The sequence below is a fragment of the Achromobacter sp. 10T422 genome (assembly GCF_056394065.1).
Window position 1 is genome coordinate 130602 of the sequence record NZ_JBFTHD010000002.1, and the last position, 17738, is coordinate 148339.

A 17738-nucleotide genomic window follows, 5' to 3' on the forward strand; every position below is an offset into this window, starting at 1 on the left:
TTGTCAGCTGTGCGGTGGCCGTGATAGTAATACCTGCGGCGTGCAGCCAGACTAAGGGGGGCCTGCGCCGCAATTCTCAACCCTTGGGCGAAAGGAGAGGCTGCATGTCTTCAGAAACCCGGCCATCGACCATCAATCGGCCTGTATTTTTTCCGGCCGCCATCTTCACGCTGCTGCTCGTGGGGTTTGCAATTCTTGCGCCCAAGTCGGCGCAGAGCCTGTTCGAATCCATGCAAGGCTGGATTCTAGGCAACGCCAGCTGGTTCTACATTCTGGTCGTGGCGATCATCTTGTTGGCCGTGGTGTTCCTGGCGGTCAGCCGGTACGGCGACATCAAGCTCGGGCCGGATCACAGCGAACCCGACTATCGCAATTTCACGTGGTTCGCGATGCTGTTTTCCGCCGGCATGGGCATTGGCCTGATGTTCTTCGGCGTGGCTGAACCCGTCATGCACTTCATGTCGCCGCCGGTAGGCGAGGGCGGCACCGCCATCGCCGCACGCGAAGCCATGAAGATCACGTTCTTCCATTGGGGCCTGCACGCGTGGGCGATCTACGCGGTGGTCGCGCTGATCCTGGCGTTCTTCAGCTATCGCCACGGGCTGCCGCTGACGCTGCGTTCCGCGTTGTATCCGCTGATTGGCAACCGCATCCATGGGCCGATCGGACACGCCGTCGACATCTTCGCCATCATCGGCACGGTGCTGGGCGTGGCGACGTCGCTGGGCCTGGGCGTGGCGCAGATCAACAGCGGCTTGAATCATCTGTTCGGCATTCCGGTTGGGGTGACGACGCAGATCATCCTGGTCATCGTCACCTGCGGGCTGGCCACGCTGTCGGTCGCCAGCGGCCTGGACAAGGGCATCCGCATCCTGTCCGAAACCAATCTGGTGCTGGCGGCCGTGCTGCTGCTGTTTGTGCTGGTCGTGGGCCCCACCGTGTTCCTGTTCCAGACCTTTGTGCAGAACACCGGCGCGTACCTGTCTGACATCGTCAACAAGACCTTCAACCTGTATGCCTACGAGCCCACCGACTGGATCGGCGGCTGGACGCTCTTTTATTGGGGCTGGTGGATTGCGTGGTCGCCCTTTGTGGGCCTGTTCATCGCGCGCATTTCGCGTGGGCGCACCATCCGCGAATTCGTCACCGGCGTGCTGCTGGTGCCGGCCGGCTTCACCCTGTTCTGGATGACGGTGTTTGGCGACACGGCGATCCACATGATCCTGGTGGACAAGGTGCAAGGGTTTGCCGAGGTCGTCGAAGCCGACTCATCGTTAGCGCTGTTCGCCTTTCTTGAGCAGCTGCCATGGAGCGGCGTGTTGTCGATGGTTGCGATTGCGATGGTGGCGGTGTTCTTTGTCACGTCGGCCGACTCAGGCGCGCTGGTGGTAGACCTGCTGGCCTCTGGCGGATCAGACCGCACCCCCGTGTGGCAGCGCATTTTCTGGTCGGTGCTGATGGGGGCGGTGGCCATCGCACTGTTGCTGGCCGATGGCTTGACCGCCTTGCAGACAGCCACCATCGCCAGTGCGCTGCCGTTCTCCATCATCCTGCTGCTGTCTTTATGGGGGCTGTTCAAGGCGTTGAAGCTGGACGCGACCAAGCGCGGCATCCGGTATCAATCCCTGACCTTGTCGCGCCCGGCGCGCGGCGGCCAGTCTTGGGAGCGCCGCCTGCGCAACATGGTCATGATGCCGCGCCGCTCCCATGTGCTGCGCTTCATCAGCGATGTGGTGCGGCCGGCGCTGGAAGACGTGGCTGACGAATTGCGCAAGCAAGGCTACGCCGTTGTGGTCCGTGAAAATGAAGACGACGGCAGCGCCATCCTTGAGGTCTCGCACGGCGAGCATCTGGACTTTTCGTACGCCGTGCAGCCCGAAGCCTTCGTGCGTCCCAGCCTGACGCCCGAAGAGGCGGCCGACGAAGAAGAGCGCAAGTACTTCCGCGCCGAAGTCCATCTGCGCGAAGGCGGGCAGGATTACGACATCATGGGCTGGAGCCGCGACGCGGTCATTGGCGACATCCTGGACCAGTACGAACGCCATCGCCATTACCTGCACATGGTCCGCACCTGAATCCGCATCCCTTCCCCCCCGAAACCGCCCGCTTGCCCGGGCGGTTTTTTTTGGCCGATAGCCCCGCTCTATTTCCTGCATTGATTAAGCCGCTTTGACGGAATTGTCGGAATCAAGGATTATCCAAGACTATTCTTGGATAAATAAGAGAGCGAATCATGAAGGCGAAATCTGGGGCATGGGCGGCGGGCGCTGTCGTGCTGGTGCTGGCAGTGGGGGGCGGGCTGGTCTGGAAGTTCGGCGGCGCATCACAAGCGGGCGGCTGGGCGATGCCGCCGGCAAAAGTTGCCGTGGCGCCGGCCGTACGGGCGGACTTTCCCATGGCGCTGTCGGGCATCGGTTCGCTGGAAGCCACGCGCCAGGTGCTGGTGCCGGCCGAAGTGGATGGCCGCGTCACGCAGATTCTGTTCACCGCAGGAGAGCGGGTGCAGGCTGGCCAGTTGCTGGTGCAGATGAATGACGCGCCCGAACAGGGCGAGCTGGCACGGCTTCAGGCGCAGGCGCGCAACGCCCGCACTCTGCTGGAGCGCACGCGCCGGCTGCTGCCGCAACAGGCGGCCACGCGTGAACAGCTGGACCAGGCGCAGGCCGATTACGACCAGGCCGCCGCCGACATCAAGCGAGTGCAGGCGCTGATCGAGCAAAAGCGGGTGAAGGCGCCGTTCGATGGCGTGCTGGGTGTGCGCCGGGTCAATCTGGGCCAGTTCGCCAAGGCGGGCGACGCCTTGGTGTCCTTGACCGACGCGTCGACCTTGTACGCCAACATCACGCTGCCCGAGCAGGCGCTGGGCGCGCTGCGCGCTGGCCAGCCCGTTACGGTGACGGTGGACGCCCACGCCGGACGCGAATTCGCCGGCACGGTATCCACGGTCGAGCCGCAGGTGGACCCGGGTTCGCGCACGGTGCGCGTGCAGGCCACCTTGCCGAACGCCGACGGGGCGCTCGCCGCCGGCATGTACGCCCAGGGCCGCATCAGCTTGCCCGACCGCCCCAACGTGATCACCGTGCCGGAAACCGCCGTCAGCTATAGCGCCTATGGCGATTCCGTGTACGTGCTGACGCCGCCCAAGCCGGGCGAGGACAAGGCCGCGGCCACCGTGCGCCAGGCCTACGTGAAGACCGCCGAGCGCGTGCGCGGCCGGGTCGTCGTGGCCGAAGGGCTGAACGCGGGCGACCAGGTCGTGACGTCCGGCCAGCTGCGCCTGCATAACGGCGCCGCCGTCGAGGTCATTGCCGCTGACACGGTTGCGCTGGGCGCCCCGCAACAAGCCGTGGCGCAAGCCCAGCAATAAGGCGGAGACAAGCATGAGATTCACCGATCTTTTCGTACGCCGTCCGGTGCTGGCGCTGGTGGTCAGCACGCTGATTCTGCTGCTGGGCATCAAGGCGCTGAGCGGTCTGCCCGTGCGGCAGTACCCGCTGACCGAAAGCACCACCATCACCATCACCACCCAATACCCGGGCGCATCGCCTGACCTGATGCAAGGCTTCGTCACGCAACCCATCGCGCAATCGGTGGCCACGGTGGAGGGCATCGACTACCTGTCGTCGTCGTCCACGCAGGGGCGCAGCGTGATCACGGTGCGCATGAAGCTGAACGCCGATTCCAACAAGGCCATGACCGAGGTCATGGCCAAGGTCAACGAGGTCAAGTACCGCTTGCCGCAGGATGTGTACGACCCGGTGCTGGTCAAGTCCGCCGGCGAGGCAACCGCCGTGGCCTATGTGGGCTTTTCCAGCACGACGCTGTCGCTGGCGGCGCTGACCGATTACCTGTCGCGCGTGGTGCAGCCGCAGTTGTCGTCCATTGATGGCGTGGCCAGCGTGGAACTCTATGGCGGCCAGAAGCTGGCCATGCGCGTATGGCTGGACCCCAACCGCATGGCCGCGCGCGGTATCTCCGCGGGCGAACTGGCCCAGGCGCTGCGCGACAACAACGTGCAAGCCGCACCGGGCCAGGCCAAGGGCCTGTACGTGGTGTCCAACATCCAGGTCAACACCGACCTGGTGAACGTGGCGGAATTCCGCGACCTGGTGGTCAAGCGTGATGGCGACGCCATCGTGCGGCTGGGCGACGTGGCCACTGTTGAACTGGGCGCGGCATCCACCGATTCCAGCGGCCTGATGGACGGCGAACCCGCCGTTTATTTCGGCCTGAACGCGACGCCTGTGGGCAACCCGCTGGTCATCGTCAAACGCCTGCAAGAGCTGGTGCCCAACATCAAGCAGAACCTGCCGCCCGGCACCAGTGTGCAAGTGCCGTTCGAGCTGGCCCGCTTCATCAGCGCGTCTATCGACGGCGTGATGCAAACCTTGCTGGAAGCCATTGCCATCGTGGTGGTGGTGATCTTCCTGTGCCTGGGGTCGTTGCGCGCCGTGCTGATTCCGGTGGTCACCATTCCGCTGTCGATGCTGGGCGGGGCGGCCATCATGGCGCTGTTTGGCTTCAGCGTAAACCTCTTGACCTTGCTGGCGATGGTGCTGGCCATTGGCTTGGTGGTGGATGACGCCATCGTGGTGGTGGAAAACGTGCACCGGCATATTGAAGAGGGCAAGTCGCCGGTGCGCGCCGCGCTGATCGGTGCGCGCGAAGTGGCAGGGCCGGTGATCGCCATGACGATCACGCTGGCCGCCGTCTACGCGCCCATCGGGCTGATGGGCGGGTTGACCGGGTCGCTGTTCAAGGAATTCGCGTTCACGCTGGCAGGCGCCGTGGTGGTGTCGGGCGTGATCGCCTTGACGTTGTCGCCGGTAATGAGCTCGTTCCTGCTGAACCATCGCCTGTCGGACGGCTGGATGGCGCGTCGGGCTGAACACTTCTTCGGGCGTCTGGGCGAGGCCTATGGCCGGGTGCTGGACGTGTCCCTGCATCATCGTTGGGTGACCGGGCTGATTGCGGTGGCGGTGCTGGTGAGCCTGCCGTTCCTGTACAACGCGGCGCAGCGCGAGTTGGCGCCGGTTGAAGACCAGTCCACGGTGCTCACCGCGATCAAGTCGCCGCAGCACGCCAACATCGACTATGTCGAGAAGTTCGGCAAGAAGTGGGACGACGTGATGAAGACCTTGCCCGAGCAAAAGGGGCGCTGGCTGATCAACGGATCAGATGGCGTGTCCAACAGCATCGGCGGGGTGGACTTCGTGGACTGGCACGAGCGCAAACGCAACGCCGACGAGATCCAGGCCGACATGCAGGCTATGGCCAACCAGGTCGAAGGCAGCAACATCTTCGCCTTCCAGTTGCCGTCGTTGCCGGGTTCCACGGGCGGCCTGCCCGTGCAGATGGTGCTGATGAGCGCGGCGGATTACCCCGTCGTCTACGAGGCCATGGAAAACCTGAAGAAGGCGGCGCGTGAAAGCGGCCTGTTCATGGTGGTGGACAGCGATCTGGACTACAACAACCCGGTCGTGCAGCTGAAGGTGGACCGCGCCAAGGCCAACAGCCTGGGCGTCACCATGAAAGACATTGGCGACACACTGGCCGTGCTGGTGGGCGAGAACTACATCAACCGCTTCGGCATGGACGGCCGTTCGTACGACGTGATTCCGCAAAGCCTGCGCGAGCAGCGCATCTCGCCGGCATCGCTGGCGCAGTTCCACGTCAAGAGCGCGACGGGGGCGCAAGTGCCGCTGTCCAACCTGGTGACGGTGTCGATGGGCGTGGAGCCTAATTCCTTGACGCAGTTCAATCAGCTGAACGCGGCCACCTTCCAGGCCATTCCGATGCCCGGCGTCACCATGGGCGACGCGGTGCAGTTCCTGACGCGTCAGGCCCAGCAGTTGCCCGCCGGCTTCAGCTACGACTGGCAATCGGATGCGCGCCAGTTCAGCCAGGAAGGCTCGGCGCTGATGATCACCTTCATCTTCGCCATCATCGTGATCTATCTGGTGCTGGCCGCGCAGTACGAAAGCCTGCGCGACCCGTTCATCATCCTGGTCAGCGTGCCCATGTCGATCTGCGGCGCGCTGATTCCGCTGGCGCTGGGCATGGCCACCGTCAACATCTACACGCAGATCGGTCTGGTGACCTTGATTGGCCTGATCAGCAAGCACGGCATTTTGATGGTGGAGTTCGCTAACGAAATGCAGGTCAGCCATGGGCTGGACCGCCGCGCCGCCATGGAGCAGGCCGCCCGCATCCGCCTGCGCCCCATTCTGATGACGACGGCGGCCATGGTGATGGGGCTGATCCCCTTGCTGTTCGCCACCGGCGCGGGCGCGCATAGCCGCTATAGCTTGGGCTTGGTCATCGTGGTGGGCCTGCTGGTGGGCACCTTGTTCACGCTGTTCGTGCTGCCCACCGTCTATACCGTTTTCGCGCGCGACCACCGCGCGGCCAACGACACGCCGCGTGCTCGCGAGCTGGCGGCGGCGCAGGCCGAAGACGCCCGCGCGGCCGCGTCGCATTAAGGAACCGATCATGAATCAACGTCAATACGTCTTGGACCAACACGTCTCGGGTCACCACTTCTTAGGCCGCCACTTCTTGGGTCATCACGTCTTGGGTCGCCACTTCTTGGGCCGCCACGTCTTGGGCCGTCAATTCTCGGGTCAACACTCGTGGTTCCGCGCGGCCACCGTGCTGCTGGCCGCGCTTGCCCTGGCCGGTTGCGCCGTCGGCCCTGACTATCAAAAGCCGCAAGCGGCCACCGTTGCGCTGGCCAGCCCCGAACAGGCCCTGTTCTCTACCGACCAGTTGCAGCGCGACTGGTGGCGGCAGTTGCAAGACCCGCAGCTGGACCGGCTGATTGATCTGGCGCTGTCCCGCAACCACAATATCCGCATCGCGCAAGCTCGCTTAGCCGAGTCGCGCGCGGTGCTGGACGAAAAAGAACTCGACCAGTTGCCGGCCGTGACGCTGGATGGCCGCTACGAACGCAGCTTGTCGCAGGCCAATGCCGGTACGGCAGGGCAGCGCAATCTGGCGCAGAGTTATCGGGCGGGTTTTGACGCTACCTGGGAACTGGACCTGTTCGGCCGTCTGCGCCGGGCAGCCGAAGGCGCCGCGGCGCGCAGTGAAGCGCAAGCGGCGGACCTGGCTCAGGCCCGCATCGTGGTGGCGGCCGAAGTCGCCCGCAATTACTTCGAACTGCGCGGCGCTGAACAGCGCTTGGCCGTCGCGCGCGCCAATCTGGACAGTCAGCGCGACAGTCTGCGCGTCACGCAGGCCATGGTGACGGCGGGCCGGGGCGACGAAGGCGACCTGGCCAGCGCGCGGGCCGAACTGGAAACTGTGCAGGCCAGCGTGCCGGTGCAAGTCGCGGCCAGGCGGCTGGCGCTGTACCGCATCGCGGTACTGGCTGGGATGCGGCCGGTGGAACTGGGCGAGCTGGACGCCGGCAAGCCGCTGGCGCCGTTGACCGCCAAGTTACCCATCGGCGATGTGGGCGCGCTGCTGTCTCGCCGCCCGGACATCCTGGCCGCCGAACGGTCGATGGCGGCAGCCAATGCGGACGTGGGCGTGGCGACGGCCGAGCTTTATCCGCGTATCGACCTGGGCGGTTTCTTGGGCTTCGTTGCGCTGCGTGGGGCGGATTTCGGTTCAAGTTCGAGCCGGGCCTTCAGCGTTGCCTCTGGCGTGAACTGGCCGGCGTTTCATTTGCCGACGGCGCTTGCCAGAAAGCGGGGAGCGGTTGCGCGTTCCGACGGCGAAGTGGCGCGCTACGAGCAGACCGTGCTGCGCGCGGTGGAAGAACTGGAGTCGGCGCTGACCGAGTTCGGCCAGACGCAGCAGCGCTTGGGCAGCCTGGCGCAGGCCGCCGCGTACAGCGGGCGCGCGGCGGAACTGGCGCAGTTGCGCTATCGCGAAGGCAGCGCCCCGTATTTGACGGTGCTGGACGCGCAGCGTACGCTTTTGCGCGCCCAGGACGCCGTGGCGGTGGCGGAAACGGATTCCTATACGCGTCTGATAGCGCTCTATAAGGCGCTGGGCGGCGGATGGGAAGCCGATCCCAATACCAACCCCAGCGTCAACCCAGATGCCAATCCAGGTGCCAACCCAGATGCCAACCCGGAGCCCGCCGCCGCAGGCTGACCGCCGGCCCCGGTTCGTGGCACCATAGCCAAATTGCCCAGGAGTTTCGTTATCGCCATGTCCGACAGCCTGTCCCAACCCGTCACCTGGATGCCGCATCAGCCGGCCGACCGCGTGCTCATGACCTTGAAGACACGCGGCCCGCAGTCCATCGCCGTCATCGCCAAGGCCATGGACGTGACGGCCGAGGCCGTCCGCCAGCAGATGACGCGGCTGCATGCGGATGGGCTGGTCGACTCCGAAAGCCACAGCGCGGGCCGTGGCCGGCCCACGCAGATCTGGTTTCTGACGGAAGCGGGCCACGGCCGTTTTCCGGACACCCACGCCGAAATGACCGTGCAGATGATCGGTGCGGTGCGTCAGGTGTTTGGCGACGAGGGCGTGGAAAAGCTGATCCAGGTGCGCGAAACCGCCATGCTGAATAGCTACCACCAGGCGATGCTGGGCGCGAGCGATCTGAAGGCGCGCCTGGAACGTCTGGTGCAGGTGCGTTCGTCCGAAGGCTATATGGCCGAACTGCGCCAGGACGGCGATGAATTCGTCTTCATTGAAAACCACTGCCCGATCTGTTCGGCGGCCAAGGCCTGTATGGGCTTTTGCCGCAGCGAGCTGGAACTGTTCCGCCAGGTGCTGGGCGAAGACGTGCAAGTGGCTCGCGAAGAACACATTCTGGCGGGCGCGCGGCGCTGCGCGTATCGCGTGCGTGAGCAGCCGCGCGCATGACGCTCAAGCAACTCGAAGCCTTCTACTGGGCCGCCACCTGCGCCAGCTTTGCCGTGGCGGCCGAGCGGCTGCATCTGTCGGTGTCGTCCTTGTCCAAGCGCATCACCGAGCTTGAAGACGCGTTGGGCCAGCCGCTGTTTGACCGCAGCGGCCACAAGGCCGCGCTGACGGACGCCGGCCAGCGGCTGGTGCCGCAGGCGCGTGAACTGCTGGCCGCGGCCGATCAGGTGCGCGCGTCCATGACCCAAACGCCGGGCTTGCGCGGCCGCTGCCGCTTTGGCGTGGGCGAGCTCACTGCGCTGACGTGGCTGCCGCGCCTGATCGGCGCCGTGCGCGCGGCGTATCCCGACCTGGTGCTGGAGCCGTATGTGGATATCGGCCAGGTGCTGGAGCAGCGAGTGGCGGACGGCGAACTGGATTTTGCGGTGATCGCGGGGCGTTCGTCGCGCGCGAACATTGCCTCGACGCCGATCGGCGAAGCCCGCTTTGCCTGGGCGGCGTCGCCGTCCGTGCTGGACGAGGAAACCCGCATGACACCGTCGTTGCTGGCCCGCCTGCCGCTGGTGACGCTGCCGGCCGGCGCAGGCACGACGCGCATCATCGACGACTGGCTGGCCGGGCGCGACGCTGCTGGCGAGCGCTTGTGCTGCAACAACTGGGGCGCCATTGTCGGCATGCTGATTGAAGGCACGGGCGTTGGGCTGCTGCCCAGCCATTGGGCCGACGCGCTGGCGGCCGAGGGCAGTTTGCGGGTATTGCAGGGCGAACCCGAACTGGCCGCCTTGCCGTATTCCTTCCAGTACCGCCGCGACGACCACCGCGCGCTTGTCGCCTTGTTGCGTGACGCCGTGGCCTCGGCGGTGGACTTTTCGGCGCCTTGCCGGCTGCCCTAAGGTTCTCGACCCCAGGCCCGAACCCGAACCCGGCTCCGTCTCCGGCCCGGGGAATCCCAACCCCAGCCCCAGACCCGCCCGCGTCCGCAAGGCGGCCAATGCTCGCCGGAATTTAGCGCCGCGACAGCTTGCGCTCTATACAATCGCCGCGCGCCTGGCGCAGAATCCAACAAGATGCATAGACGGAGATCATTCATGCGTAAACTTTGCCTCGCCATGGCTATGGCGGGAATGCTGGCTAGCGGCCTGGCGCAAGCCCAGTCGACCCTGAAAATCGGTTTGCAGGACGACCCGGACGTGCTGGACCCCGTGCGTGCGCGCACCTTCGTGGGCCGCATCGTCTTCGCTTCCTTGTGCGACAAGCTGGTCGACATTACGCCTGACCTGAAGATCGTGCCGCAGCTGGCGCAGTCCTGGACGATCAGCCCGGACAACAAATCGCTGACGTTCAAGCTGCGCACCGATGCCGTCTTCCATGACGGCACGCCGGTCAACGCCGCCGCCGTCAAAGCCAACCTGGACCGCGCCCGCACGCTGCCGGACAGCAACCGCAAGAGTGAACTGGCCACCGTCGCCAGCGTGGACGCGCCGGACGAGCACACCGTTGTGCTGAACCTGGCCGAGCCGGACGCCTCGCTGCTGTCGCAGCTGTCGGATCGCGCCGGCATGATGATGTCGCCCGCTGCCTTCGACAAGGACCCGGGCGGCAAACCCGTTTGCTCGGGCCCGTACCAATTCAAGGAGCGCGTGCAGAACGATCGCATCGTGCTCGAGAAGTTTCCTAAATACTGGGACGCCGGCAACTATCACTTTGACCGCCTGGTCTTCACCCCGATTCCCGACAACACCGTGCGCCTGAACAACCTGCGCGCGGGCGACCTGGACATCATCGAACGCGTGGCCCCCAGCGACGCCAAGGCCGTGAAGGACGATCGCAACCTGCGTCTGGCGCCGGTGACGGGCCTGGGCTTCCAATCGATCTCGGTCAATCTGGGCAATGGCGCACGCGCCAACAACCCGCTGGCCAAAGACAAGCGCGTGCGTCAGGCGCTGGATCTGGCGATCGACCGCGACGTGCTGAACCAAGTGATCGGCGAAGGCATGTTCCAGCCGGCCTACCAACCCTTCCCGCCCGCCAGCTTCGCCTACAACACCGCTTTCGAGCACAAGGGCCGCGACCCGAAGAAGGCGCAGGCGCTGTTGAAGGAAGCCGGTTACGACCGCGTGAAGTTCGAGATCACGTTCGGCAACAACACCACCATGCAGCAAGTGTTTGAGCTGGTGCAGGCCATGGGCGCCGAAGCCGGATTCGACATCACCCTGCGTCCGGTCGAGTTCGCGTCGCTGCAATCGTCGCTGGCGCGCGGTGACTTCGAAGTGGGCCAGAGCGGCTGGTCGGGCCGTGTCGACCCCAGTGGCAACATCCACCAGTACATCAGCTGCAAGGGCAACCTGAACGACGGCAAGTTCTGCGACGCCGGTGTCGACAAGCTCTTGAACGACGCCCGCGCCGAAGCCGATAACGCCAAGCGGCGCGCCATGTATGACCAGGTGCTGACGGCAATGCAGGACCAGCGCCCGATCGTCTACCTGTTCTATCTGCCGTGGACCTTTGGCGTGCAGAAGAAGGTGGAAGGCTTCGTGCCGTACCCCGACGGCCTGATCCGCCTGAAGGGCGTGACGGTCGCCAAGAAATAGAGGAAGGACCACCCCCTACCCGCTTACGCGGGCCCCCTTGAGGGGGGGGCGGCACACCCGGACCGGCGGAGCCGGCTCCGCGGTGCCCCCACTTTGGGAGGGGCGCTCGCACGGGATGGGCGGATTCTGGGGGCTTCGCTTAGACAACCCTATTGGATGATTCATGTTTACGACTCGCCCGGAAATTCTTGGCACCTTTGGTGTCGTGACCTCCACCCATTGGCTGGCCAGCGCGGCCGGCATGTCGCTGCTGGAACGCGGCGGCAATGCGTTTGACGCGTGCGCGGCGTCGGCCTTCGTGCTGCAAGTGGTTGAACCGCACCTGGTTGGCCCGGCTGGCGAAGTGCCGGCCGTGTTCTATTCGGCGCGTACCGGCAAGGTGGAAGTGCTGTGCGGCCAGGGCACGACCCCGGCCGCCGCCACGCTGGAGCGTTACCGCGCCGAAGGGCTGAAGCTGATCCCTGGCAACGGGTTGTTGGCCACGGTGATTCCGGGCGCATTTGATGCATGGATGCTGCTGCTGCGCGACCACGGCACGATGCGCGTGCGCGATGTGCTGGAACCCGCCATCTATTACGCCGAGCATGGCCACGCGCTGATGCCGCGCATCTCCAACACCATCGCCGGGTTGAAGGACTTTTTCGAAACGCATTGGCCGACGACGGCGCAGGTTTACGTGCCGGGAGGCAAGGTGCCAGAAGCGCGCAAGCTGTTCCGCAACCCGGCGCTGGCCCGCACCTGGACCCGCGTGTTGAAGGAAGCCGAGAGCGTGGGCGCTGACCGCGAACGCCAGATTGAAGCGGCGCGCGACGCGTTCTACCGGGGCTTCATCGCCGATGAGATCGACAAGTTCGCGCGCAACACCGACGTCATGGACGAAAGCGGCGCCACCCATCGTGGCGTCATCACGGCGGACGATCTGGCGGGCTGGTCGGCCAGCTACGACACGCCGCTGACCTACGACTATCACGGCTACACCGTGGCCAAGGCGGGCGCCTGGAGCCAGGGGCCGGTCTTTTTGCAAACGCTGGCGTTGCTTAAGGGCATGGACCTGGCGGGCGTCGGCCCGAACAGTGTGGAATTCATCCACCGTGTCACCGAGGCCATGAAGCTGGCGTTTGCCGACCGCGAGGCGTATTACGGCGATCCGGCGTTCATCGACGTGCCGCTGGCGCATCTGCTGTCTGACGCGTACAACGCGGAACGCCGCGCCCTGATCGGCGAAACCGCGTCTCATGATTTGTTGCCGGGCCAGGTGCCGGGCTTTGAGGCGCAAGTGGCGCGTGTGATGGACACGCTGGAGCGCTTGTCCAAGGTGTCGGCGCCGGGCAGCGCGACGAACGAGCCCACGCTGGCGGACATGCGCGCGTCTGCCAAGCGCGGCGACACCACTCACGTGGACGTTATCGACCGTTGGGGCAACATGATTTCAGCGACGCCGTCGGGCGGCTGGTTCCAGTCGTCGCCAGTGATTCCGGAATTGGGCTTTGGCTTGAATACCCGCGCCCAGATGTTCTGGCTGGAAGAGGGGCTGCCCGGCACGCTGGCCCCCGGCAAGCGTCCGCGCACCACGCTGACGCCGTCGCTGGCGCTGCGCGATGGCAAACCCTACCTGGCGTTCGGCACGCCGGGCGGCGACCAGCAAGAGCAATGGCAATTGCTGTTCTTCCTGCGCCATGTGCACCATGGCTTGAACTTGCAGGAAGCCATCGACCTGCCGATGTCGCACACCATGCATTTCCCCACGTCGTTCTATCCGCGTGACCGCAAGCCGGGTCATCTGGCGGTAGAGGCCAGCTTTGGCGCCGATGTGATCGAGGGCTTGCGCCAGCGCGGCCATCAAATCGAAGAGGTGCCGGAATGGTCGGTGGGCCGTCTGACGGCCGCCTCGCGGGATGAAGACGGGCTGTTGCATGCCGCGGCCACGCCGCGTCTGATGCAGGCGTACGCGATCGGCCGCTAAGGCTTGGCGGGACTCGCCGGTGTGCGCGGCCGTGGGGCTGCGGGCATCGGCGGCGCCCGGGCGGACGATGCCGCCTTGCGGCGTTTTGCCGGCATGGGCTATCTTTCTTCCATGACGTCATCCCAGCAGCGCCCGGTAAACGGAGCGCAATCCCTCACGGGACAAGAGCCACTTTTCATCGTCCTCAACACCGGATCGGGGCGCGGCGACGCGCAGGTCCTGCAGGACACCATCCGCCGTATCCTCGACGAGGCGGGCCGGCGATACACGCTGATGCCGGTGGACGACCCGTCCAAACTCACCGAAACCGCGCAGGCTGCGGTCAAGCGCGCGCAGGACGAGCAGGGCGTGGTGATTGCCGCAGGCGGTGACGGCACGCTCAATGCAGTGGCGGGCACCGTGCTGGGCAAGGGCGTGCCGTTCGGCATCCTGCCCCAAGGCACATTCAATTATTTCGGTCGCAGCTACGGCATCTCGCAAGATACCGAGGTGGCGTTGCGGGGTTTCCTGCAAGGCCATTTGCGGCCGGTGCAGGTGGGCCAGCTCAACGGGCGGCTGTTCCTGGTCAACGCCAGCCTGGGCCTGTATCCCACGCTGCTTGAAGACCGCGAGGCCTACAAGCAGCGCTTCGGCCGCAGCCGTTTGGTGGCGCTGTGGTCGGGTGTGGTGACCTTGCTGCGCGCGCCGCGCCAGCTGCGGCTGCAACTGGAAACCGAGGGTCGCTCGCGCGAGCTGCGCACACCCACGCTGGTGGTGGGCAACAACAAGCTTCAGCTTGAGCATGTGGGCATCGAATCCGATGAGCTGGACCGCAACCGCCTGGTCGCCATGACCGTCAAACCGGTAGGCACGCTGGCGCTGTATGGATTGCTGGTGCGCGGCCTGTTCAGCCGGCTGGGTGAAGCCGAACACGTCATCAGCTTCGGGTTTGATCGCCTGACGGTGGGTATACGCGGGCGAAAGCGCGTCAAGGTCGCGATGGACGGCGAAATTTCGTGGATGAACACCCCGCTGGAATTCAAGGTGTCTCCCGAGCCGTTGCCGCTGGTGGTGCCGGCGGACTCGCAATACCTGGACCGCTCATGACGCGCATCCTGCAATTTTCCGACACGCATTTCGGCACGGAACGCAAACCTGTCGTCGAAGCCGCGCTGGACTTGGCGCGCTCATTGAACCCTGATCTGGTCGTGCTTAGCGGCGACATCACGCAGCGCGCGCGGCGCGCGCAATTTGCCGCGGCCCGCAAGTTCATCGAACGCCTGTCGCTGCCGGTGCTGGCCGTGCCCGGCAACCACGACATCCCGCTGTTCAATGTGTTTGCGCGCGCGCTCAACCCCTATGGCAATTACAAGCGGGCGTTGGGTGCGGTGCTGGAGCCGGTGTTTGAAACCCCGGGCCTGCTGGCGATCGGCGTGAACACCACGCGGCCCCGCCGCCGCAAGGACGGCGAGATTTCCGATACGCAGATCGCTCGCGTCGCGCAGCGTTTGCGTCAGGCGCGGCCGGGCCAGTTGCGCATCGTGGTCGCGCATCACCCCGTGCGCGCCAAAGTCGAATCCGACCTGTCCAACCTGCTGATCGGCCGCGAGCGCGCGCTGGCGGCTTGGGCGCAGGCAGGCGTCGACTTGATTCTGGGTGGCCATATTCATCTGCCGTATGTGCTGCCGCTGAGCGCGGCGGGCCAGCCCGCGGGCTGGATCGTGCAGGCGGGCACGACCTGCTCGCGCCGTGTGCGGGGCAGCGTGCCCAATTCGGTCAACGTTATCCGCTGCGAAGAAGAGGGCGGCCAGCAGGTATGCCAGGTCGAGCGGTGGGATTACGCCGAGGGCACGCACGCGTTTGCGCCGGTCGACAAGACGCTGGTGGCGGGTTCATGAACGATGTGTATGCGGCGTGGGCGTCGGCCCATGCCTTGGAATTGTTCATCGGACTGCCCCTGGTTACGGGCGCGGCGGCCGTGTTTGTCATGCGCGCGTATGTCGGCAGCTCGCGGCGAGGGCGCGCGGTGATCAGCATCGCCGGGGTGGGTGTGTTGTTGCTGGTGTTTCTGGCATTGGCTGCCGCTGTGCGCAGCCAGGGCGGCATCGTGGCGTTTGACGGCGCGCTGGCTGACGCGCTGAGCATGTCGATGAGTTCATCGTTGCTGTGGGTGCTGTCCTGGTTCACCTATCTGGGAGACCGCAATTTTCTGACGGTGCTGAGCGTAGGGATGACGCTGTACCTGCTGTGGACGGGATGGTGGCGGCTGGCGGCGTTCTGCGCCATCGCCACGGGGGTTGGGGGCGCGCTGAACTGGGTGCTCAAGCACACCTTCGAGCGCGTTCGGCCAGAGCATGATCACGGTTATGCCGCCGTGGCGGGCTGGAGCTTTCCCAGCGGTCACGCCTCGGCTGCGATGGCCGTGTACGGCACGGCCTGCTATCTGGTGTGGCGGCTGGCGCCGGCGCCGTGGCGCACGCCATGTGTGGCGGTCTTCGCCGCGTTGATCATGGCGGTGGGCCTGAGCCGCATCCTGCTGCAAGTGCATTTCGCCAGCGATGTGGTGGCGGGCTTCGCTGTCAGCCTTGCCTGGCTGGCGATCTGCGTGGCGGTGGCTGAGCGCTGGTGGCCGTCAGGCCGGGCAGAGCAAGAGCCGCAATAGCCGCCGTTGGCCGCCGCTGGCGTCTTCGTCGGTCAAGCCAGGGATGCTGGTGTAGCGCCCGCCCGCGCCGGTAATCGCCTGGTCCAGCCGGTGCGCCCGCTCGGGCGGCGGCGGGGCCAGGTCCACGATCAGCTTGCCGGACACGGGCGCCGTTACCTCGCCGTCGCTGAAGCGCTCAAGTGTGCGGTCGATCTCGCGTTCACGCGGCAAGGCCAGCACGATGGTGTCCGATTCCGCCAGGGCTTCACGCGCTGATGTGGCCAAGGTGGCCGAGCCGCGAAAATCTTCGCAGCGTTCGGGGTCGATGTCGTACAGGGTCAACGCGATGTCCGGCTCGGCCTCAAGCAGACGGCGGGCGGCCAGCGTGCCGGTCTCACCCATTCCCACGATGCTGATGCGCGGGCTCATAGCTTTGGCACGGACCACGTGCTCACGATATGGGCCAGCGGCTCGTCGGAGCCTTCGCCGGTCAGGATGACTTCACCGGCGGACAAGCGGCCCACCTTCAGCAGCCGTGCGTCGGCGTAGATGGCGCCGGCCGGGCTCTTGCGCAGAAAGTTGATGGTCAGGCTGGCCGTGACGGCATGGGCCTGGCCCGTAGCGCCCACCACGGCGGCGTACATCGTCAGGTCCGCCAGGCCCATCAGCATGGGGCCCGCGACGATGCCTCCCAGGCGCTGATGCGCATCTCGGGCGGGCAACACGGCGCGTGCCGTGCCGCGGCCGATGCGCACGACGTCGATGCCCAGCAGCAGCGAGAAGGGGTGTTGGTCAGCCAGCAGGATGTGGAAGTCGGCCAGGCTGATCAGCGGTGCATCAGCGTCGGTGGCTAAAGCGGTGGCAGTCATCGTTGCTCCAGGGCAAGGCAGTAGTGGTCGAGCAAGGTGTCGGCCTGCTGGCCGAGCGACTTCAGCCGATGGGTATGCAACAGCAGCAGCAAGCCCATCAGGTAGGTGAACAGGTTCATCTGCTCGACGGCTGCGGTGGCGGCGTCCCAGCCCTTGGTGCGCGCCAGCGCCACGCCCATCAGGTCAACGCATTGCTGCAGGCGGGCATTGAGCTTTTCGTCCATGTCCCGGCCCAGGCCTCGCGGGCCCAGGCCCTGAAACAGATACATACCCAGCGAGAAGTCGGTCCGGCGCTGGGCGTAGTAACCAAAGAAGGCGTGGATGGCGCGGCGCGCGGCGGTGGGCGCATCGCCCGCAGTGGCCGCTTCGCCCAAATGGGCGTGCAGCCGTTGCAGTGATTCGTCCAGCAGCGCGCCGTAAATCGTTTCCTTGCCCGCAAACCAAGGGTAGATTGCGCCTGTGGTGCAGCCGGCTTCCTTGGCGATGGCCCGGATCGTGGTCTTTTCCAGCCCATCGCGTTCGAAAACCCGAACCGCGGCGTCCAACACCATCTGGCGGCGCAAGGCATTCAGTCTTTCGTTGCGCGCGTTGCGGTCGGCGGGGGAGGAGGGCATGGATGGGACGAAGTCGTCTGAATTGAGTCAGATCATATCGACGATTTTTCTAAATAACAATGTTATTGACTGCCCGCAAAGCCGGGTCGTTTGCAGTCTGCCAACAACGTAAGTCCCACGGGTTTCAGGGTGAAAGACGGGGCGAAGCCGGCACGAAAGGCACCTGAAAGATCGCGTCCAAACCCCCGTCGATAATTGGGGGCAGGGCTGAAAGTCGCATGGATACGTGCTTGCCTGTTTTGCTTAGGGTTA

Annotated in this window: 14 protein-coding genes; 11 read left to right on the forward strand and 3 right to left on the reverse strand. The window is 65.4% G+C overall.

All coding sequences use genetic code 11. The features are described from left to right. Positions 1–104 precede the first annotated feature (104 nt). From AC1DB0_RS04775 to AC1DB0_RS04825, 11 genes are all read left to right on the forward strand, one after another. Positions 105–2075 (forward strand): BCCT family transporter, encoded by a 1971-nt coding sequence (locus tag AC1DB0_RS04775; RefSeq protein ID WP_054424183.1) that lies wholly within the window; start codon positions 105–107, stop codon positions 2073–2075. Positions 2076–2233: 158 nt separating this feature from the next. Further along, positions 2234–3367: an efflux RND transporter periplasmic adaptor subunit gene (locus tag AC1DB0_RS04780; RefSeq protein ID WP_476757727.1), complete on the forward strand. Its 1134-nt coding sequence runs from the start codon at positions 2234–2236 to the stop codon at positions 3365–3367. Positions 3368–3380: 13 nt separating this feature from the next. Then, positions 3381–6482, forward strand: coding sequence for a MexW/MexI family multidrug efflux RND transporter permease subunit (locus AC1DB0_RS04785; RefSeq protein ID WP_476757726.1), 3102 nt, complete (start codon positions 3381–3383; stop codon positions 6480–6482). A 10-nt stretch (positions 6483–6492) separates the two neighbouring features. Then, positions 6493–8106, forward strand: coding sequence for an efflux transporter outer membrane subunit (locus AC1DB0_RS04790; RefSeq protein WP_476757725.1), 1614 nt, complete (start codon positions 6493–6495; stop codon positions 8104–8106). Between the two features lie 57 nt (positions 8107–8163). Next, the gene (locus AC1DB0_RS04795; RefSeq protein WP_054424177.1) at positions 8164–8829 is read left to right on the forward strand and encodes a helix-turn-helix transcriptional regulator; all 666 of its coding nucleotides are present in this window, start codon (positions 8164–8166) and stop codon (positions 8827–8829) included. After that, positions 8826–9722 (forward strand): LysR family transcriptional regulator, encoded by an 897-nt coding sequence (locus AC1DB0_RS04800; protein ID WP_476757724.1) that lies wholly within the window; start codon positions 8826–8828, stop codon positions 9720–9722. The genes AC1DB0_RS04795 and AC1DB0_RS04800 overlap by 4 nt, the downstream gene beginning before the upstream one ends. Before the next feature lie 195 nt (positions 9723–9917). Then, positions 9918–11420, forward strand: a complete 1503-nt coding sequence (locus AC1DB0_RS04805) for an ABC transporter substrate-binding protein (protein ID WP_476757723.1) — start codon at positions 9918–9920, stop codon at positions 11418–11420. Positions 11421–11583: 163 nt separating this feature from the next. Next, positions 11584–13383, forward strand: coding sequence for a gamma-glutamyltransferase family protein (locus AC1DB0_RS04810; protein ID WP_447981183.1), 1800 nt, complete (start codon positions 11584–11586; stop codon positions 13381–13383). Positions 13384–13494: 111 nt separating this feature from the next. Further along, on the forward strand, positions 13495–14469 hold the full coding sequence (locus AC1DB0_RS04815) for a diacylglycerol/lipid kinase family protein (RefSeq protein ID WP_425286139.1): 975 nt from the start codon (positions 13495–13497) through the stop codon (positions 14467–14469). Continuing rightward, positions 14466–15260, forward strand: a complete 795-nt coding sequence (locus AC1DB0_RS04820; RefSeq protein WP_054424169.1) for a metallophosphoesterase family protein — start codon at positions 14466–14468, stop codon at positions 15258–15260. Before AC1DB0_RS04815 ends, AC1DB0_RS04820 begins: the two co-directional genes overlap by 4 nt. After that, the gene (locus tag AC1DB0_RS04825; RefSeq protein ID WP_454668403.1) at positions 15257–16024 is read left to right on the forward strand and encodes a phosphatase PAP2 family protein; all 768 of its coding nucleotides are present in this window, start codon (positions 15257–15259) and stop codon (positions 16022–16024) included. The genes AC1DB0_RS04820 and AC1DB0_RS04825 overlap by 4 nt, the downstream gene beginning before the upstream one ends. Here the strand turns inward: AC1DB0_RS04825 and AC1DB0_RS04830 are convergent. Genes AC1DB0_RS04830 through AC1DB0_RS04840 form a run of 3 tightly spaced genes read right to left on the reverse strand, consistent with a single transcriptional unit; the run spans position 15995 to position 17486 of the window. Further along, on the reverse strand, positions 15995–16432 hold the full coding sequence (locus AC1DB0_RS04830; protein ID WP_054424165.1) for an NAD(P)-binding domain-containing protein: 438 nt from the start codon (positions 16430–16432) through the stop codon (positions 15995–15997). The two genes, AC1DB0_RS04825 and AC1DB0_RS04830, sit on opposite strands and share 30 nt — an antisense overlap. Further along, positions 16429–16872, reverse strand: coding sequence for a PaaI family thioesterase (locus tag AC1DB0_RS04835; RefSeq protein WP_054424163.1), 444 nt, complete (start codon positions 16870–16872; stop codon positions 16429–16431). Before AC1DB0_RS04835 ends, AC1DB0_RS04830 begins: the two co-directional genes overlap by 4 nt. Further along, positions 16869–17486 (reverse strand): TetR/AcrR family transcriptional regulator, encoded by a 618-nt coding sequence (locus AC1DB0_RS04840; RefSeq protein ID WP_342066156.1) that lies wholly within the window; start codon positions 17484–17486, stop codon positions 16869–16871. Before AC1DB0_RS04840 ends, AC1DB0_RS04835 begins: the two co-directional genes overlap by 4 nt. Positions 17487–17738: the final 252 nt, after the last annotated feature.